The 16,710-nt window shown below is 65.1% G+C and carries 18 protein-coding genes; 7 read left to right on the top strand and 11 right to left on the bottom strand.

Going from position 1 to position 16,710, the window contains the following annotated elements:
• A partial coding sequence (locus tag ACFFWD_RS26910) for an amino acid kinase family protein (RefSeq protein ID WP_446680530.1) occupies nucleotides 1–333 on the bottom strand: 333 nt, incomplete at its 3' end.
• Between the two features lie 196 nt (nucleotides 334–529).
• Between ACFFWD_RS26910 and ACFFWD_RS26905 the strand changes: the two genes are divergently transcribed.
• The 3 genes from ACFFWD_RS26905 to ACFFWD_RS26895 all read left to right on the top strand — a co-directional run bounded on the left by ACFFWD_RS26905 (nucleotide 530) and on the right by ACFFWD_RS26895 (nucleotide 2,973).
• Complete coding sequence (locus ACFFWD_RS26905) at nucleotides 530–997, top strand: PH domain-containing protein (RefSeq protein ID WP_376970300.1); 468 nt, start codon at nucleotides 530–532, stop codon at nucleotides 995–997.
• Nucleotides 998–1,011: 14 nt separating this feature from the next.
• The gene (gene ubiG / locus ACFFWD_RS26900) at nucleotides 1,012–1,770 is read left to right on the top strand and encodes a bifunctional 2-polyprenyl-6-hydroxyphenol methylase/3-demethylubiquinol 3-O-methyltransferase UbiG (protein WP_376970298.1); all 759 of its coding nucleotides are present in this window, start codon (nucleotides 1,012–1,014) and stop codon (nucleotides 1,768–1,770) included.
• Nucleotides 1,771–2,073: 303 nt separating this feature from the next.
• Nucleotides 2,074–2,973, top strand: a complete 900-nt coding sequence (locus ACFFWD_RS26895; protein ID WP_376970296.1) for an EamA family transporter — start codon at nucleotides 2,074–2,076, stop codon at nucleotides 2,971–2,973.
• Nucleotides 2,974–3,036: 63 nt separating this feature from the next.
• Here the strand turns inward: ACFFWD_RS26895 and ACFFWD_RS26890 are convergent, their stop codons facing one another.
• The 5 genes from ACFFWD_RS26890 to ACFFWD_RS26870 all read right to left on the bottom strand — a co-directional run bounded on the left by ACFFWD_RS26890 (nucleotide 3,037) and on the right by ACFFWD_RS26870 (nucleotide 6,085).
• Complete coding sequence (locus tag ACFFWD_RS26890; RefSeq protein WP_376970294.1) at nucleotides 3,037–3,477, bottom strand: EamA family transporter; 441 nt, start codon at nucleotides 3,475–3,477, stop codon at nucleotides 3,037–3,039.
• Between the two features lie 140 nt (nucleotides 3,478–3,617).
• On the bottom strand, nucleotides 3,618–4,097 hold the full coding sequence (locus ACFFWD_RS26885) for a DUF1178 family protein (protein WP_376970292.1): 480 nt from the start codon (nucleotides 4,095–4,097) through the stop codon (nucleotides 3,618–3,620).
• Entirely contained in the window at nucleotides 4,094–4,972 is an 879-nt protein-coding gene (locus tag ACFFWD_RS26880; protein ID WP_376970290.1) for a carbon-nitrogen hydrolase family protein, read from the bottom strand. The genes ACFFWD_RS26885 and ACFFWD_RS26880 overlap by 4 nt, the downstream gene beginning before the upstream one ends.
• Nucleotides 4,972–5,244 carry a glutaredoxin 3 gene (gene grxC / locus ACFFWD_RS26875; RefSeq protein ID WP_376970288.1) on the bottom strand — a complete coding sequence of 91 codons (273 nt, stop codon included), beginning with the start codon at nucleotides 5,242–5,244 and terminating at the stop codon, nucleotides 4,972–4,974. The genes ACFFWD_RS26880 and grxC overlap by 1 nt, the downstream gene beginning before the upstream one ends.
• Before the next feature lie 31 nt (nucleotides 5,245–5,275).
• A complete protein-coding gene (locus ACFFWD_RS26870) occupies nucleotides 5,276–6,085 on the bottom strand; it encodes a ComF family protein (RefSeq protein WP_376970286.1) in 810 nt (269 codons plus the stop codon).
• 78 nt (nucleotides 6,086–6,163) lie between these two features.
• On the opposite strand from ACFFWD_RS26870, the gene ACFFWD_RS26865 reads away from it, so the two are divergent.
• Nucleotides 6,164–7,009, top strand: coding sequence for a methyltransferase domain-containing protein (locus ACFFWD_RS26865; protein ID WP_376970284.1), 846 nt, complete (start codon nucleotides 6,164–6,166; stop codon nucleotides 7,007–7,009).
• Between the two features lie 122 nt (nucleotides 7,010–7,131).
• On the opposite strand, the gene mutT is transcribed toward ACFFWD_RS26865, so the two are convergent.
• The 3 genes from mutT to ACFFWD_RS26850 form a co-directional block, all read right to left on the bottom strand.
• On the bottom strand, nucleotides 7,132–7,542 hold the full coding sequence (mutT, locus tag ACFFWD_RS26860; protein ID WP_376970282.1) for an 8-oxo-dGTP diphosphatase MutT: 411 nt from the start codon (nucleotides 7,540–7,542) through the stop codon (nucleotides 7,132–7,134).
• Between the two features lie 161 nt (nucleotides 7,543–7,703).
• Nucleotides 7,704–8,963 (bottom strand): bifunctional glutamate N-acetyltransferase/amino-acid acetyltransferase ArgJ, encoded by a 1,260-nt coding sequence (gene argJ, locus ACFFWD_RS26855; protein ID WP_376970280.1) that lies wholly within the window; start codon nucleotides 8,961–8,963, stop codon nucleotides 7,704–7,706.
• A gap of 328 nt (nucleotides 8,964–9,291) precedes the next feature.
• Entirely contained in the window at nucleotides 9,292–10,236 is a 945-nt protein-coding gene (locus ACFFWD_RS26850) for a peptidylprolyl isomerase (RefSeq protein WP_376970278.1), read from the bottom strand.
• 383 nt (nucleotides 10,237–10,619) lie between these two features.
• On the opposite strand from ACFFWD_RS26850, the gene secA reads away from it, so the two are divergent.
• Nucleotides 10,620–13,478: a preprotein translocase subunit SecA gene (secA, locus tag ACFFWD_RS26845; RefSeq protein WP_376970276.1), complete on the top strand. Its 2,859-nt coding sequence runs from the start codon at nucleotides 10,620–10,622 to the stop codon at nucleotides 13,476–13,478.
• Nucleotides 13,479–13,589: 111 nt separating this feature from the next.
• Here secA and ACFFWD_RS26840 read toward each other — a convergent pair whose 3' ends face one another.
• On the bottom strand, nucleotides 13,590–13,961 hold the full coding sequence (locus ACFFWD_RS26840; RefSeq protein ID WP_376970274.1) for a phospholipid-binding protein: 372 nt from the start codon (nucleotides 13,959–13,961) through the stop codon (nucleotides 13,590–13,592).
• 312 nt (nucleotides 13,962–14,273) lie between these two features.
• Complete coding sequence (locus ACFFWD_RS26835) at nucleotides 14,274–15,227, bottom strand: hypothetical protein (protein WP_376970272.1); 954 nt, start codon at nucleotides 15,225–15,227, stop codon at nucleotides 14,274–14,276.
• An 83-nt stretch (nucleotides 15,228–15,310) separates the two neighbouring features.
• Between ACFFWD_RS26835 and ACFFWD_RS26830 the strand changes: the two genes are divergently transcribed.
• Together ACFFWD_RS26830 and ACFFWD_RS26825 are read left to right on the top strand one after the other, a co-directional pair.
• Nucleotides 15,311–15,589, top strand: a complete 279-nt coding sequence (locus tag ACFFWD_RS26830) for a metal/formaldehyde-sensitive transcriptional repressor (protein ID WP_376970270.1) — start codon at nucleotides 15,311–15,313, stop codon at nucleotides 15,587–15,589.
• A gap of 4 nt (nucleotides 15,590–15,593) precedes the next feature.
• Entirely contained in the window at nucleotides 15,594–16,667 is a 1,074-nt protein-coding gene (locus ACFFWD_RS26825; protein ID WP_376970268.1) for a nickel/cobalt efflux transporter, read from the top strand.
• Nucleotides 16,668–16,710: the final 43 nt, after the last annotated feature.

Here is a 16,710-nt window from a genome sequence, read left to right as displayed (position 1 = left end):
CGCCGAGGCGTGGGCGTCCGAGGTCTTGATCGGGATCTGCCAGCCCTGCCAGGAGCGGGCCTGGATGCCAAGGCCCTGCAGCACGATGGCGAGCAGCCCGGAGGTAACCTGTTCGCCCGAGGCGACCACCGCGTCATATTCCCGCGCGTCGTGCATCGGCGAGGCGTCGGTGCACCAGGCGACCAGCTCGTTGGTCTTGCCGGACATCGCCGACACCACGACGGCAACCTCGTGGCCAGCGTCGACCTCGCGCTTCACATGCTGTGCGACATTGCGGATTCGATCGATATTTGCGACGGACGTACCGCCGAATTTCATCACGAGGCGGCCCATGACGACGCGTCTATTCCCTGAAACGAGGATAAGTCGGGTAACCCGCGCCTAAAACCGCAGCGCAGGGACCGAAACGCGCGTATACATACCGTCGCGCCCGGGGGCAAGCCGGTGCAGGCCGGTGCGAGCCGGTTCCTGGGGGCTTTGGGCCCGTTGCGGGCGGGCTGTGGCGCAGGGGTAACTCAAGGCGGATGGTATGGGGCGTTATATCGACGAAATCCTGCAGCCGGGCGAGAAGGTGCTGTATTCGACCAACGCGCACTGGATGTTCTACCTGCCGGCCATCGGCGCCTGGATCGTGGTCCTGGTCCTGCTGGTCCTGTCGCGGATGACGACGGTCGACGGCCTGGTCCTGTTGTGCCTTGCCGGGGCCGCTGCGGTGGCGCTTGCGGGGGTCTACTGGACCGCTACCGCCTGGTTCCACCGCTGGACCACCGAGACCGACGTCACCAATTTCCGCGTTGTGCACAAAACCGGCTTTATCAAGCGGCGCACCTTCGAGATGAGCCTCGACAAGGTCGAGAGCGTAGACGTCAACCAGAGCATCATGGGGCGCATCCTCAATTATGGCGATGTGACCATCCGCGGCGTCGGAGAGGGCATCGAAACCATCAAGACCATCGCCGCGCCGTTGGCGTTCCGCAATTCGATCACCGCGCGATAGGGGTGCGCGCAACCATGGCCATGCAGACAACTCTCTCCAGTTCCTCCACGAGCTCGGTCGATCCGGCCGAAATCGCGAAATTCTCCAAGTTGTCCGACGAATGGTGGGATCCGCGCGGCAAGATGGCGCCGCTGCACAAGATCAATCCGCTGCGCCTGACCTATATCCGCGACGCCGCCTGCCGCAAGTTCGAGCGCAACGCCAAGAGCCTGAGCTGCCTCTCGGGCCTGCGCATGCTCGATATCGGCTGCGGCGCCGGGCTGTTGTGCGAGCCGTTCACGCGGCTCGGCGCACAGGTCATCGGGATCGATCCCGCGGCCTCCAACATCGCAGCCGCCAAGCTGCACGCCGACAAGGGCCATCTGTCGATCGACTATCGCTGCACCACGGTGGAGGAGATGGACGTGCGCGAGCGCTTCGACATCGTGCTGGCGATGGAGGTGGTCGAGCATGTCGTCGACGTCGGCGCCTTCCTCAAGCGTTGCGCGGCGATGCTCAAGCCCGGCGGGCTGATGGTGGTCTCGACGCTGAACCGCAACTGGAAGAGCTTCGCGCTCGCGATCGTCGGCGCCGAATATGTGCTGCGCTGGCTGCCGCGCGGCACCCATCAGTGGAACAAGTTCGTCACCCCCGACGAGCTGGCCCGCTACCTCGGCGACGTCGCCCTCACCATCACCGAGGAGGCCGGCGTGGTCTACAACCCGCTCGCCGACAAATGGACCATCTCGTCCGACATGGACGTGAACTACATGGTGGTGGCGGAGGAGGTCTAGCGGGAGGCGGCCTTAGCTACTTACCGGCCGTTGTTCTTGCGGCGTCGTCATTGCGAGGAGCCAACGGGTCGCGCGAATGCGCGCCCGATGACAGGCTCCGCGACGAAGCAATCCATTCCTCCGCTTGCGGCACCATGGATTGCTTCGCTTCGCTCGCAATGACGGTAGCACCCTCCAAGGCTTGTGAAACGATGGCGTGCTGGCGCCCGCGCAATCCTGTCATGCGCTGCGTCGGTTGACCGCATCGGCGGTAATCGGCACGGTGCGCAGGCATTCCCCGCCCGGCACGATTTCCTTTCGCATATGCTCACGATCGCCTCACTCTGGATTCCCTTCACCATCATCGCTGCGCTCGGGCAGGTCGCGCGCAATGCGATGCAGCGGTCGCTGACGGGGCCGCTCGGGACCTGGGGCGCGACCAATATCCGCTTCCTGTTCGGCTTTCCGTTCTCGGTGCTGTTCTTCGTGCTCGTCGTCGCGGTGACGGGGGATCACGTGCCGTGGCCGAGCGCTGCGTTCTGGCCATGGCTGATCCTCGGCGCGCTGAGCCAGATCATCGGCACCGGATTGATGCTGCTGGCGATGAATGATCGCTCGTTTGTCGTGACCACGGCCTATCTGAAGACCGAGGCGATCCAGACCGCGATCTTCGGCTTCGTGTTCCTCGGCGATCACCTGACCTGGCTCAAGGTGCTGGCGATCGTGATCGCAACCGTCGGCGTCGTGATCACCGCACTGCGGCCGGGCGGCGAGAAGGGCTTTGCCGAGCTGAAGCCGACGATCCTGGGGCTGGTGGCCGCCGCGGCGTTCGCGCTGTCGGCGATCGGCTTTCGCGGCGCGATCATCACGGTGTCGGGCGTCTCCTTCGTGACGGCGTCAACCTACACGCTGGTGTTCGGCCTGTTCGTGCAGACGCTGATCCTGTCGATCTATCTCCTGCTGCGCGCGCCGAAGATCCTCAAGGCGATCTTTGGGCTGTGGCGGCCGTCGATGCTGGCGGGCTTCATGGGGGCGTTCGCCTCGCAATTCTGGTTCCTGGCGTTCGCGCTGACGGCGGCGGCGAATGTCCGCACGCTGGCGCTGATCGAGGTGCTGTTCGCGCAGGGCGTGGCCCATTATTCGTTCAAGCAGCCGATCTCGGCGCGGGAATTCGCGGGCACCGTCCTGATCGTGATCGGCGTTGCGCTGCTGATTGCGGTGTAACCATAGCGTTTTCAAGCGAAGTGGACGCCGGTTCGCGTGAAGAAAACGCGTTAAGACAAGAATCTAGCCCTTCGCGGCGATCAGCACCGCCCCGGCCGAGATCATCGCTATCCCGATCCAGCCATAGAACGACGGACGTTCGCCGAGGAAGGCGACGCCGAACAGCGCCACCAGCACCACGCTCAATTTGTCGATCGGCGCGACCAGCGTCGCGGGGCCGAGTTTGAGCGCGCGGAAATAGCAGATCCAGGATGCGCCGGTGCCGAGCCCGGACAGCAGGAGGAAGATCCAGCTCTTGGTCGTAATCGGCTCGGATTGCGTGAACTGCCCGGTCGCGAACAGGATCGCCGACAGCGTGACCAGCACGATCACGGTGCGGATCAGGGTCGCGAGATCGGAGTTGATGCCCTCGACGCCGACCTTGGCGAAGATCGCGGTGAGGGCTGCGAAGACGGCGGAGAGGAACGCCCAGACTTGCCAGGAGGAGAAGGTGTCGGGGGGCATGCGGACTCTCAGACGGTGGAAACGGGGTCGCGATGGTTCCCCGCCGTCATTGCGAGCGAAGCGAAGCAATCCACTTCTCGATTCGGGGATAGATGGATTGCTCGCTCCTCGCAATGACGAGGGCGTGGGGTGTCGGAGGTCTAGTTGCGGTCTTCCGGCAGCGTCGGCAGCGGCGAGACTTCGACGCCTTCGTCGATCAGCGCGCGCGCCTCTTCCGGCGAGGCCTCGCCGTAGATCGGCCGGTGCTCGATATCGCCGTAATGCATCTTGCGCGCCTCGTTGGGGAAGCGGTCGCCGACATTGTCGGCGTTCTTGACGATGTGATCGCGCAATTCCTTCAGCTTGGCGCGTAGTTCGCGCTCCTGCGCCATCAACAGCGGCGTCGATCCGGGCGTCGCCGCCTCGGGGGCCGGTGCGGGCGTCGGGGCCGGCTCCGGCGCACGCTCGCGGCCCTTCTTGCTGACGATCTGCGGGGCCATGATGGCGCGCTCGACCTTGTCGGAGCCGCAGCTCGGGCAGTTGATCAGGTGGCGCCGCTCCTGGGACTCATAGGCCGAAGAGCTTTGAAACCAGCTTTCGAACTGGTGGCCCTTTGCGCAGCGGAGCGTATAGCGGATCATGCCGAGCCCCGGACAAGGTGCAGGTGCTCCGGGCCGGCCTTGGGGTCGGCAATGCCGAAGCGCCTGCCGTGTTGCAGCGAAGGAATCTGCTTGCGCGCGGTCTCGACCTTGGCGGGATCGATCTTGGCCAGGAACACGCCCGGCTCGACGCCGCCCTCGGCGAGAATCTCGCCCCAGGGGTCGATGATCAGCGAATGGCCGAAGGTCTCGCGCTTGTTCTCGTGCAGGCCGGCTTGCGCCGCGGCGAACACGAAGCAGCCGGTCTCGATGGCACGCGCGCGCAGCAGCGTGTGCCAATGCGCCTCGCCGGTCTTGCGCGTGAAGGCCGAGGGCACGGTGAGGAACGAGGCGCCGGCTTCGGCCAGCGCGCGGTAGAGCGCCGGGAAGCGCACGTCGTAGCAGATCGTCAGCCCGATCCGGCCCCAGGGCAGGTCGGAGATCACGGCGGTTTCGCCCGGCTGATAGTTGGCCGATTCGCGGTAGCTCTCGCCACCAGGCAGATCGATATCGAACATATGGATCTTGTCGTAGCTCGCCAGCACATTGCCGTCGGGCGCTATCAGGAACGAACGGTTCACCGCCTTTTCCGGCGAGAAGCGCAGCGCCAGCGAGCCGACATGGAGATAGATCTTCAGCTCGGCGGCGAGCGCGCGATAGGCCTTGAGCGACTTGTCGTCCTCTTCGTTGGCGAGATGCTCGAACAGTGCCTTGCGATTCAGCTGCATCATGTTGCTGACCTCGGGCGTCAGCACATAGTCGGCGCCCTGCGCCGCCGCCTCGCGGATCAACCTCGTGCCCTGCTCGAGGCTCGGCTCCGGCAATAGTTCGGTGCGCATTTGCACCATGGCGGCGGTGAAGGTCGTGTCCGTGCTCATCAGGCGCCGCCTCCGCTGGCGAGCAGGCTGTCGAGCTTGCCCTCGCGGTCGAGCGCATAGAGCTCGTCGCAGCCGCCGACATGGGTCTGGCCGATGAAGATCTGCGGGAAGGTCGAGCCCGCGCCGGCGCGGTTGTACATCTCGTCGCGGTACGCAGGGTCGCTGGCGACGCTGAATTCGGTGAATGCCGCATTCTTGCGGGACAATAGCGATTTGGCCGCGGTGCAATAACCGCAGCCCGGGCGGGTGTAGATTTCAATGGCAGCGGTCATTGATGCGCTCGGTTGAACCAGAAGTCCCCGATTATATGGGAGCGCGGTGGGTATCGACAACCCGGGCAAACACGAGCACGTCGACCTGCGCGGCCTTGGCGCGCAACAGCGCCCGCGCGCAGGCATCCACGGTGGCGCCGGAGGTCAGGACGTCGTCGATCAGGATCACACGGCGGCCCTGGATATCAGCCTTGCGGTCATCGGCCACCTTGAACGCGCCCTGGACGTTGCTGGCGCGCTGCGGGCGCGACAGCCCGATCTGCTGCTCGGTGGCGCGGACGCGCCGGAGCGCCTCGGCCGCCATCCCAACACCGCTCTGGCGTGAGATCACCTTGGCGAGCGCCCCGGACTGGTTGTAGCGCCGGCTCCAGCCGCGCCGCCAGTGCAGGGGAACCGGGACCAAAAGATCGGCTTCTGTTAGCAATTCCTTCCCCGCCCGCGCCATCCAGCGGCCCATCGCCGGCGCCAGATCGGTGCGGTCCTGGTATTTCAGCGCATGCACCAGCGTGCGTGCGACATCGTCATAGCGCACCGCGGCGCGCGCACGCTGGTAGGTCGGCGGATTGGCGATCGCCTCCATCGACAGCAGCTCAGGGCCGGGATCGTAGACAAAGGGAATGCCGAGCCGCGGGCAGAATGGCGGTGCGATGAACGACAATTTGGCCCAGCACGTCGCGCACACGCCTTCGCCCTCGACCGGTTCGCGGCAGGACACGCAGAGCGTCGGCAGCGCGATGTCGAGCACGAGCCGCGCGGCCTGCGACCATGCGCCGCCGATCGCGCCAAGCGCGCCGCGCAGATGGTTGACAATGGAGCGTGGTGGTGATGCCTCGGCGTCCATGGGACGAGGCTAGCGCCGGGCAAGGCGAGCCTCAAGCTCCGGATTGCAAGCCGGGAGTGACCGGCGTAACCAGCCGGCATGGCTTCGAACCCGACAACCGCCCCCGTCCTGTTCGACCGCGCGCTGCTTGGCGTGCGGCTTGATCGTGCGCGGCGCGACGGCGCGGCGACCTTCCTGCTCGAACGTGCCGCCGAGGATCTCGCCGATCGGCTGCTCGCGGTGGCGCGGACGTTTTCGATGGGCGCAGATGTCTGGACGCCGGGCGCCGGGCTTGCGGACGCATTGCGCGGTCGCGTCGCCTCGGTCCGCCGCATCGATTTCAGCGCGTCGGAGGCGCTCGGGCTACCGCCTGACGCGCTTGATCTCGTGGTCTCCGCGCTCGCCTTCCAGTTCGTCAACGATTTGCCGGGCGTGCTCGCGCAGATCCGCCGCGCGCTGAAGCCCGACGGGTTGTTGCTCGCAGGCATGCTCGGCGGCGACACGCTGACCGAGCTCCGCCAGAGCTTTGCCGCGGCGGAAGCCGAATGCGAGGGCGGGGTGTCGCCGCGCGTCGCGCCGTTTGCCGATCTGCGCGATGTCGGCGCGCTGTTGCAGCGGGCCGGCTTTGCGCTGCCGGTCACCGACGTCGATCGCGTCGTGGTGCGCTACGACAGCGCGTTTGCGCTGATGGCCGATCTCCGCCGCATGGGCGCGACCAACATCCTGCATGAGCGCCGCCGCACGCCGACCCGCCGCAGCACCATGCTGCGGATGGCGCAAATCTACGGCGAGCGCTTTGCCGATGCCGACGGCCGCATCCGCGCCACCTTCGACATCATCTGGCTCTCCGGCTGGGCGCCGCATGAGAGCCAGCAGAAGCCGCTCAAGCCGGGCTCGGCGAAGGCGAGTTTGGAGGCGGCGGTGAGGGGAACGAAGCGGGAGTGATGGACCGTCATTGCCGGGCTTGACCCGGCAATCCATCCTCTTCGCATGAGTCTTTTCGAAGAGTGATAGTTGCGCGGGTCAAGCCCGCGCATGACGAGTTTGTGTGCGGCGCGGTTCGCGCCCTACAGCAACAGATCGATCAGGTGCGGGATCAGCGGAATGTCCGCGGGCGGCATCGGATAGTCGCGCAGCTTGTTGGCGCGTACCCAGGCGAGGTTCTGGCCCTCGCGCGCCACCACCATGCCCTCCCAGCGGCGGCAGATGTAGAGCGGCATCAACAGGTGGAAGGTCTCGTAGGCATGGCTCGCGAAGGTCAGCGGCGCGAGGCATGGCTCGGCGACAGTGATGCCGATCTCCTCGTGCAACTCGCGGATCAGGGTCTGCTCCGGCCGCTCGCCCGGCTCGAGCTTGCCGCCGGGGAATTCCCACAGGCCCGCCAGCGCCTTGCCCTCGGGACGTTGCGCCAGCAGCACGCGCTTGTCCGAATCGATGAGCGCGCAGGCGACGACGAGGGTCAGTTTGATGTCAGCCATGTGGTGTGGACGTCCCCGATGCGGTTTGCGAAGATTCTGTCATTGCGAGCGAAGCGAAGCAATCCATCTCTCCGCACGCTCGGACAGATGGATTGCTTCGTCGCTTCAGCGCAAAATTGCTTTGCAATTTTGTCGCGAGCTCCTCGCAATGACGGCTCCGGCTACGACCGGTAGTCGCCGTTGATCGCGACATATTCCTTGGTGAGGTCGCAGGTCAGCACGCGGTCGCGGCCCTTGCCGAGGCCGAGCGCGACCTTGATCTGGATCTTCGGCGCCTTCATCGCCTCCGACACCTCGGTCTCGTTATAGGAGGGATCGCGCGCGCCGCTCTTGGCGACGCGGATGCCGTTGAAGGAGATCGAGAGCTTGTCGCGGTTGGCGGGCTCGCCGGCCTTGCCGACCGCCATCACCACCCGGCCCCAATTGGCGTCCTCGCCGGCGATCGCGGTCTTCACCAGCGGCGAATTGGCGATCGACATCGCGATCTTGCGCGCCGACGGTTTTGTGGTCGCGCCTTCGACGACGACCTCGACGAGCTTGCGCGCGCCTTCGCCGTCGCGCGCCACCTGCTCGGAGAGGTCGGCGAGCACGCCGTAAAACGCCTTGGCGAACGCCTTCAAGCGCGGGTCGCTGGCGCGGGTGATCTTCGGCGCACCATGTTCAGCCGCGGCACCCGTAGCAAAGGCGAGCAGCGTGTCCGACGTCGAGGTGTCGCCGTCGATCGTCAGCGCGTTGAAGGTGTCCTCGACGCCGGTCTTGAGCAGCGATTGCAGCACGGCTGCCGACAGCGGCGCGTCGGTGAAGACGAAGGAGAGCATGGTCGCCATGTCGGGCATGATCATGCCGGCGCCCTTGGCCATGCCGTTGATCGTCACCTTGGCCTTGCCGAGCTTCACGGTCGCGGTCGCGACCTTCGGGAAGGTGTCGGTGGTCATGATCGCCTTCGCGGCGTCCATCCAGTGGTCGGGCGTGGCTTTCTCGGCGAGCGTCGCCAGCACGCCGTCGAACTTGGTGGCGTCGAGCGGCTCGCCGATCACGCCGGTCGAGGCGAGGAACACGTCGGACGTCGCGCAGCCAACGGCTTTCGCGGCGATCTGCGCGGTCAGCGCGGTGGACTGCTTGCCGGTCTTGCCGGTGAAGGCGTTGGCATTGCCCGAGTTCACCACAAGCGCGCGGGCCGATCCTTTCTTAGAAGATCCGCCGCCCTTCAGCTTGGCGCGGCACCATTCCACCGGCGCGGATGGGCATTTCGACTTGGTGAAGACGCCGGCAACCGTCGTGCCCTTGTCCAAGAGCGCCAGCAGCACGTCGGTGCGCCCCTTGTAGCGGATGCCTGCGGCCGCCGTGGCAAGCTTCACGCCCGCGATCACGGGCATGGCGGGAACGTCAGTCGGGGCGAGGGGGGAGACGGCGGTGGACATGGGCAAGCTTCCGGCGTTGGGAGGGAAGCGCTCCTTATCATCTCAATCGGTTGAGTGGGAGAGGGCGCATTATCATCGCCGCGTCGTCCCGGCCTAGTGCGCAATTGCGCACGGGAGCCGGGACCTATAACCGCCGTCATCAATTGTTCAAAGAAACTGCCGCCGCGGCAGGAGAAGTTCGTAGCCCCGGATGGAGCGAAGCGCAATCCGGGGTCTGTCGTCCTGGAGGGACTTGTCCCGGATTTCGCTTCGCTTCATCCGGGCTACGCCTCCAAACGCAGATGGCCGGGACATGCCCGGCCATCGCGACTTCCAATATTCGCGAAGCTTACTTCTTCGCCGGCGCCATCTTGTTGTCGGCAGGCTTCGGCGCGTCCTTCGAAGCGTCCTTGGCGGCATCGGCCGGCTTCGCGGCGTCGTCCGCCTTGGCGGTGTCCATGCGCTCGACCTTGGCGGCCTCGCGGAGCTTGGCGACGTAGTCGGCCTGCGCCTTGCGGGTCACATAGGTCTCGATCTGGCTCTTCACCTGCGCGAAGTCGGGCGCCTTGCGGTTGCGCTTCTCCTCGACCTTGATGATGTGCCAGCCGAACTGCGACTTCACGGGGTCGGAGATCTTGCCCGGCTCGAGCGTGAAGGCGACCGCGGAGAATTCCGGCACCATCTGCTCCTTGGTGAAGAAGCCGAGGTCGCCGCCGTCGGAGGCGCCGGGATCCTTGGACTTCTTCTTGGCGAGCTCGGCGAAGTCGGCACCCTTGTCGAGCTCGGCCTTGATCGCCTTGGCCTCGTCCTCGGTCTCGACCAGGATGTGGCGGGCGCGCACTTCCTGCTCGCCGGTGATCTGCTTGGCGGCCTCGTCATAGACCTTCTTCATGGCGTCGTCGGTGGTCGCGGCCTTGCCCTCGCTGGCGAGCAGGCTGTCCATCAACAGGCGGTTGCGGGTGAAGGCGAGGCGCTTCTTGAAGTCGTCCGAATTCTCGATCTTCTTGTCCTCGGCGGCCTTGGACACGATCTTCATGTCGATCAGGAAGGCCAGCACGTTATCCTTGCGCGTCGAGGGGTCCATCTGGGCGAGGCTCGGGCCAAGTTCCTCCTCAGCGAGCGCCACGTCGCTGGCGCGAATCTCGGAACCGTTCACCTTGGCGAGCACCGGGTCTGAATCGGCCGCCCGGACCGGAAGGCCGGCGACCAGCAGTGCGGCAAGACAGCCCGTCACAGCCAGGGTGGCGAGGCCGAGGCGCAGGCCGGTTTTCGTTTCCGCGGGCGAGGTGGTCATGCAAAATCCTTGTCACAAAGGGGGGAAGCGCGAGCGCGGCGGACACTCGCCCAATCGCGCGGCCTTGGCAACGCGAAAAGTCTGTCAAAATGATGAATTCCTTGACATCTTGCCGGCGTTGACAACCCCCCGACCGGGCCATATCTCTGGCCGATCGTGTCAACGGCGATAGCGCTTATTTTGCTGCGTTTTTGGCCGTTGAACCTTGGATGGCCCGTTTCCCACTCAATTGGCGGATGAGCCCCCGGGTCGGGGCTGAAATCGCAGCGCGTCACGGTGAGTTGATAGGCGATCCGGTGGACCATTTCAGGCTGTAACCCAAGACCTAAGTCAAGACCACCTAACTCAAGACCTAACTCCAGACCGAAGAACAGGAATTACGAATGATCGGCGCGCTCGCCCGCAAGTTTTTCGGCTCCGCCAACGACCGTCGGGTCAAGGGGTATCAGTCCCGCGTCAACGCCATCAACGCGCTCGAACCCGAGCTCGCCAAACTGTCGGATGAGGCGCTGAAGGCCCGCACCGCCGAATTCAAGAAAGAACTCGCCAGTGGCAAGACGCTCGACGACATCCTGGTTCCGGCCTTCGCCACCGTCCGCGAGGCTGCCAAGCGCACCCTCGGCCAGCGCCATTTCGACGTCCAGCTGATCGGCGGCATGGTGCTGCACGAGGGCGACATCGCCGAGATGAAGACCGGCGAAGGCAAGACGCTGGTCGCAACGCTGGCGGTCTACCTCAACGCGCTCGCCGGCCGCGGCGTCCACGTCGTCACCGTCAACGACTACCTCGCCCGCCGCGACTCCGGCTGGATGGGCCAGATCTATTCGTTCCTCGGGATGACCACAGGCGTCATCGTGCACGGCCTCGACGATGCCGAGCGCAAGGCGGCCTATGGCTGCGACATCACCTACGGCACCAACAACGAATACGGCTTCGACTATCTGCGCGACAACATGAAGTACCGCCTGGAGGACATGGTCCAGCGCGGGCACTATTACGCGATCGTCGACGAAGTGGACTCGATCCTGATCGACGAGGCGCGCACGCCGCTGATCATCTCCGGCCCGCTCGACGACCGCTCCGAGTTCTACAACACCATCGACACCTTCTTCCCCAAGCTCGACAAGTCCGACTATGAGGTCGACGAGAAGCAGCGCACCGTGACGCTGACCGAAGCCGGCATGGAGAAGATCGAGAGGCTGCTGGGCGAGGCCGGTCAGCTCAAGGGCGATTCGCTCTACGACGTGGAGAACGTCTCCGTCGTGCACCACATCAACCAGGCGCTGCGCGCGCACACGCTGTTCACGCGCGACAAGGACTACATCGTCCGCGACGGCGAGGTCGTGATCATCGACGAGTTCACTGGACGCATGATGCCGGGCCGCCGCTATTCGGAAGGCCTGCACCAGGCGCTGGAGGCCAAGGAGCACCAGCCGGTGCAGCCGGAGAACCAGACGCTCGCCTCGATCACCTTCCAGAACTATTTCCGGATGTACGAGAAGCTGGCGGGCATGACCGGCACGGCGGCGACCGAAGCCGACGAACTGTTCGACATCTACAAGCTCGAGGTCGTGGAGATCCCGACCAACCTGCCGGTGGCGCGCCTCGACGAGGACGACGAGGTCTACCGCACGCAAGGGGAAAAATACGCCGCGATCCTCGCCGAGATCGAGCGCGCCAACAAGCGGCTCCAGCCCGTATTGGTCGGCACCGCCTCGATCGAGAAGTCGGAAGTGCTCGCCGAGTACCTGAAGAAAAACGGCTACAAGCAGATCGATTTCGGCTCCCAGTCCGGGATGGAGAAGCTCTACGCGGCGGCTCGCGCCGGCAAGCCGGCCAAGCTGTTCGCGGTCTTGAACGCGCGCTTCCACGAGCAGGAAGCCTATATCGTCGCCGAAGCCGGCGTGCCCGGCGCGATCACGATCGCGACCAACATGGCCGGCCGCGGTACCGACATCAAGCTCGGCGGCTCGCTCGACATGCGGATCCAGCAGGAGACCGCAGGCATCACCGACGAGGCCGAGAAGGCCAAGAAGATCGAGCAGATCAAAGCCGACATCGAGCGCTTCCGTGAGATCGTGCTGAAGGCGGAAGAGGATTTCGAGGTCGAGCCGGCCAAGGGCTCCAAGCCGGCCAAGACCGTGGAGAAGCCGGGCGGCCTCTACATCATCGGCTCCGAGCGTCACGAGTCCCGCCGCATCGACAACCAGCTGCGCGGCCGTTCCGGCCGTCAGGGCGATCCTGGCCGCTCGAAGTTCTTCCTGTCTCTGGAAGACGATTTGATGCGCATCTTCGGCTCCGACCGGCTCGACAGCATGCTGCAGCGGCTTGGCCTGCAGGAAGGCGAGGCCATCATCCATCCCTGGATCAACAAGGCGCTGGAGAAGGCACAGCAGAAGGTCGAAGCGCGCAACTTCGACATCCGCAAGAACCTGCTCAAGTTCGACAACGTCCAGAACGACCAGCGCAAGGTGATCTTCGACCAGCGTGTCGATCTGATGAAGGACGACAGCGTCGCCGAGACAGTGGCCGACATGCGCCACGCCTTCGTCGAAGATGTCGTGACCAAGCACGTGCCCGAGCATGCCTATGCCGAGCAATGGGACGTCGCGGGACTGAAGGAAGAGCTGAAGCGCGTGCTCGATGTCGACCTGCCGGTCGACGAATGGGCCAAGGAAGAGGGCATCGCCGACGAGGAGCTGCTGGCGCGCATCGAGAAGCATGTCGACGAGCACATGGCGGCCAAGGTCGCGCAATGGGGCCCCGACGTGATGCGTTACGTCGAGAAAACGATCCTGCTGCAGACGCTGGATCACCTCTGGCGCGAGCATCTGATCATGCTGGACCATCTCCGCCAGGTGATCGGCCTGCGCGGCTACGGCCAGCGCGATCCGTTGCAGGAGTACAAGTCGGAAGCCTTCAACCTGTTCGAGACCATGGTCTCGCATTTGCGCGAAGCAGTTACCGCGCAGCTGATGCGGGTCGAAATCGTGCCGCCGGAAGAGCCGCCGCAGCCGCTGCCGGCGATGGAAGCCCACAAGTTCGACCCGAACACCGGCGAAGACGAGATGGCCATGGCCTTGGCGCAAGCCAACTTCGCCCAGGCCTCGCTGGTGCCAAGGACCCCGGCCGCCGACCGCGATCCGAAGAACCCCGCAAGCTGGGGCAAGGTCGGCCGCAACGAGGATTGCCCCTGCGGCTCAGGCAAGAAGTACAAGCACTGCCACGGCCGCTACGCGTAAGCCGCCGCGATCGATGACGTAGCGGGCCCTCGGGGGCCGGCCTGCCGAGCGGGCTTGCGCGACGCTGCGCTTGCCCCGTTCGGGGGCCGGCGCTGCCCCCAAGCTGCAACCTCACTTCTTCTCGGGGAATTGTCTCGTGAAGCTTGCCGTTCCAAGGTTTGCGTTGCCGGGGCCGAATGCGGTGACCGTGATCTGGTAGGAGTGGCTTCCCGACGGCGGGCTTGGTGGCGAATAGTTCGTCAGCGCGCCACAGGGCACGGTTGATTGGCCCTTATACGTCACTGTTCCTCCGCCATGGTTGTAGCTTGGGACCTGAAGATCCACCATGTGGAATTGCAACGTCGCAGCGCCCTTTGGTACGCCGCTCAGCGAGAACACCGGCGAGCCCGACCCACACCAGCGGAAGCTCATTGAGAACGCCGATGCGTCCGCGGTGCTCATGACGAGCAAGGCGGCGGCGCAGACGCTCAATCGAATATGCATTGTGTTTCCCCCACTTCAAAAATAGTACATCAGAGTGCACGACGAGCTGTAGCACGTTGACGGTGTCGGCGCGAACGCCAGCCCTCATCGCATAGCGGGCCTGGTGTTATCGGCAGCGCGTGTAGGTGAAGCTGTAACGCTTCCTGCCGTCGCTGGCGATGCGCCTGATCCGATCACCGTTCAGGAATTCGATGGTTTCGGATTCCCGCGATTGCATTCCTGTGCTGGCGCAGGACATCCCGATTGCAAGAAGCGGGCTTCGGTTCCTCTCGTGCGTAGGGAGCGCGCACGACCAGGGCTCGCGCATCTCCATCACCACGCGATCTGGCTGCGCGCGGGCCGGCCGCTCAACAGCGGCTTGCCGAACAGCGCGGGCATGAAGTCATCCAGGAAGATGAGCAGTTGCGCACGGAATCCCGGACCGGTTCCGCCGGCGCGGTTGAGCGGGATGATCGCTTCAGCCGCCACCTGCCACGCCACCGCGACGTAGGCGAAGCCGGGGTTGGCGGTCGCCGCCGTGGTTTGGCCGCGCGGGCTGTCGAATCTGAACTCGACCAGCGGGACCAGCTGATTGAGCGGCTCATCCTTGGGCGGTCCGCGGTCGAACCGCTTCGTCAGATAGAGCGTGCTGTACTGGAGCGAGATGCCCCAGTGCAGCGTCTCGACGGCACGCGGGAGAATGGTGTCGAACCGGCCCGTCGCGGGATTCGGCGCCAGCGCCCTGCCAACACTGCCGAGCGGCACTTCATCGACGAACGAGGCTGTGACGGCAAACGGGCGCAACCACGATAACGAATCCGGCAGGTCGCCAAACCCCTTGCCGACGAAGATGCCCGGCTGGATCGTATCGGGCGCATCGGCGCCGATCGCGACCGCGCCGGAGTGCGCGATGCCCCAGGCGAGACCGACCGAGACCAGCGCCTCGTGGCGGTTGTCGCGAAAGGCTTCGTATTTGAGGCCGATATTGGTCTTGTCGAAACCCGACGTGCGGCCGATCGGCCAGTTCTGGTGGACCCATGCGCTGTCGATCGTGAAGGCGAGCGTCGGCGTCAGCAGCCGCGCAAACGCGCCGTTGATGCGGCTCTCGGTAACGTTGCTGCCCTGGGCAGGGAAAGGGAGATAACTGAAATTGGGCAGGATCAGCTCGTCGGCGACAGCGGGATCGTCGATCGTCATCGTGCCGGCGAAATAGCGGTTGCCGGCAATGCCGTGCGCATGCGCCGACTGCGTCCACAGCAGCGGCACGATCAGGAGCGACCCTCGCACGAGGGATCCCGGCGTCAACGACATGGTCTCGCCCGACAGGTTCCGGCTTGATTAATATAGGGTACCCCCCTATATTAGGCGCCATGTCGCACACGATCAAGAACAAATCCAGGCTCGTCGGCCGTATCCGGCGCATCAAGGGGCAGATCGAGGCGGTCGAGCGGGCGCTCGAATCCGAGCTCGGTTGCGCCGATGTGTTGATGCTGGTCGCATCGGTGCGCGGGGCCGTGAACGGGCTGACGGCCGAGCTGCTCGAGGACCATATTCGTCATCACGTGGTTGATCCCGCGCATGAGAAGGATCCCGAGAAGGCGCAAGGCGCTGCGGACCTGATCGACGTCGTCCGCACCTACCTCAAGTGACGCGATGAACGAGCTCGCCCAACTGCTGCAGCAGGGCTCAGCCCACGCCTGGCTGTTCGTGCCGAGCGCCATCCTGCTCGGCGCGCTGCACGGCATGGAGCCGGGTCACTCCAAGACGATGATGGCGGCCTTCATCATCGCGGTGCGCGGCACGGTGCCGCAGGCGGCGCTGCTCGGTCTGTCGGCCGCGATCTCGCACACCGCGATCGTGTGGGCGGTGGCGCTCGGCGGCTTATACTTCGGGCGGCAATGGAGCGGCGAGCAGAGCGAGGCCTATTTCCAGGTTGCATCGGCTGTGGTGATCGTCGGCATCGCGGTCTGGATGGCGTGGCGGACGTGGCGCGAGCAGCGCGCCGAAGATCACGATCATCACCATCACCATCACCATGATGAGCCGATGCGGATTGCGATCGGCGATGACGTGCTCACGCTCGCGATCTTCGAGGACGGCGTGCCGCCGCGCTGGCGTATCAGCGCCGAGCGGGGGTTGCTGCCGCGGCCGGAGGACGTCATCGTGGAAACGCGCCGGCCGGACGGCGCCACACAGGCGTTCGCGTTCGCCGGCAAAGGCGATTTTCTGGAGAGCGTCCAGGAGATCCCCGAGCCGCACGCATTCCAGATGCGGTTGTCGTTGTGCGGACGCCGCGATGCGTTCGAGGCGGCCTTCGAGGAGCATGATCATTCGCACATGAATCTCGGCGACGAGGACGACGCGCATGCCCGCGAGCACGCCGCCGACATCCGCAAGCGCTTTGCCGGGCGGACCGTCACGACCTGGCAGATCGTGCTGTTCGGCTTGACCGGCGGCCTCATCCCGTGCCCGGCGGCGATCACCGTCCTCTTGCTCTGCATCCAGCTCAAGCAGTTCAGCCTCGGCTTCACGCTGGTGCTGTGCTTCGGCATCGGGCTTGCGATCACGATGGTCTCGGCCGGCGTCCTGGCGGCCTTGAGCATGCGCCACATCGAACGGCGCTGGACCGGCTTCAGCCGGTTCGCCCGCCAGGCCCCCTATCTCTCGGCGGCGCTGATCGTCGTCGTCGGGGTCTATACCGGATGGCTCGGCTGGAGCGCGATCTAGCGCGGCATGATTCTTGGTTAAATTTGCCCCTCTCGGCAGGCGT

It is taken from the genome of Bradyrhizobium erythrophlei, from assembly GCF_042430365.1.
GTDB lineage: Bacteria > Pseudomonadota > Alphaproteobacteria > Rhizobiales > Xanthobacteraceae > Bradyrhizobium > Bradyrhizobium erythrophlei.
This window is presented reverse-complemented; position numbering and strand designations above follow the sequence as displayed.

What these genes read in the sequence shown, in the direction of transcription:
- secA (WP_376970276.1), top strand. Translation starts at nt 10,620, where the DNA reads ATGATCGGCGCGCTCGCCCGCAAGTTTTTCGGCTCCGCCAACGACCGT.
- ACFFWD_RS26885 (WP_376970292.1), bottom strand. Translation starts at nt 4,097, where the DNA reads ATGATCCGCTATACGCTCCGCTGCGCAAAGGGCCACCAGTTCGAAAGC.
- grxC (WP_376970288.1), bottom strand. Translation starts at nt 5,244, where the DNA reads ATGACCGCTGCCATTGAAATCTACACCCGCCCGGGCTGCGGTTATTGC.
- argJ (WP_376970280.1), bottom strand. Translation starts at nt 8,963, where the DNA reads ATGTCCACCGCCGTCTCCCCCCTCGCCCCGACTGACGTTCCCGCCATG.
- ACFFWD_RS26825 (WP_376970268.1), top strand. Translation starts at nt 15,594, where the DNA reads ATGAACGAGCTCGCCCAACTGCTGCAGCAGGGCTCAGCCCACGCCTGG.
- ACFFWD_RS26895 (WP_376970296.1), top strand. Translation starts at nt 2,074, where the DNA reads ATGCTCACGATCGCCTCACTCTGGATTCCCTTCACCATCATCGCTGCG.
- ACFFWD_RS26830 (WP_376970270.1), top strand. Translation starts at nt 15,311, where the DNA reads ATGTCGCACACGATCAAGAACAAATCCAGGCTCGTCGGCCGTATCCGG.
- ACFFWD_RS26890 (WP_376970294.1), bottom strand. Translation starts at nt 3,477, where the DNA reads ATGCCCCCCGACACCTTCTCCTCCTGGCAAGTCTGGGCGTTCCTCTCC.
- ACFFWD_RS26905 (WP_376970300.1), top strand. Translation starts at nt 530, where the DNA reads ATGGGGCGTTATATCGACGAAATCCTGCAGCCGGGCGAGAAGGTGCTG.
- ACFFWD_RS26880 (WP_376970290.1), bottom strand. Translation starts at nt 4,972, where the DNA reads ATGAGCACGGACACGACCTTCACCGCCGCCATGGTGCAAATGCGCACC.
- ACFFWD_RS26870 (WP_376970286.1), bottom strand. Translation starts at nt 6,085, where the DNA reads ATGGACGCCGAGGCATCACCACCACGCTCCATTGTCAACCATCTGCGC.
- ACFFWD_RS26840 (WP_376970274.1), bottom strand. Translation starts at nt 13,961, where the DNA reads ATGCATATTCGATTGAGCGTCTGCGCCGCCGCCTTGCTCGTCATGAGC.
- ACFFWD_RS26850 (WP_376970278.1), bottom strand. Translation starts at nt 10,236, where the DNA reads ATGACCACCTCGCCCGCGGAAACGAAAACCGGCCTGCGCCTCGGCCTC.
- ACFFWD_RS26865 (WP_376970284.1), top strand. Translation starts at nt 6,164, where the DNA reads ATGGCTTCGAACCCGACAACCGCCCCCGTCCTGTTCGACCGCGCGCTG.
- ubiG (WP_376970298.1), top strand. Translation starts at nt 1,012, where the DNA reads ATGGCCATGCAGACAACTCTCTCCAGTTCCTCCACGAGCTCGGTCGAT.
- mutT (WP_376970282.1), bottom strand. Translation starts at nt 7,542, where the DNA reads ATGGCTGACATCAAACTGACCCTCGTCGTCGCCTGCGCGCTCATCGAT.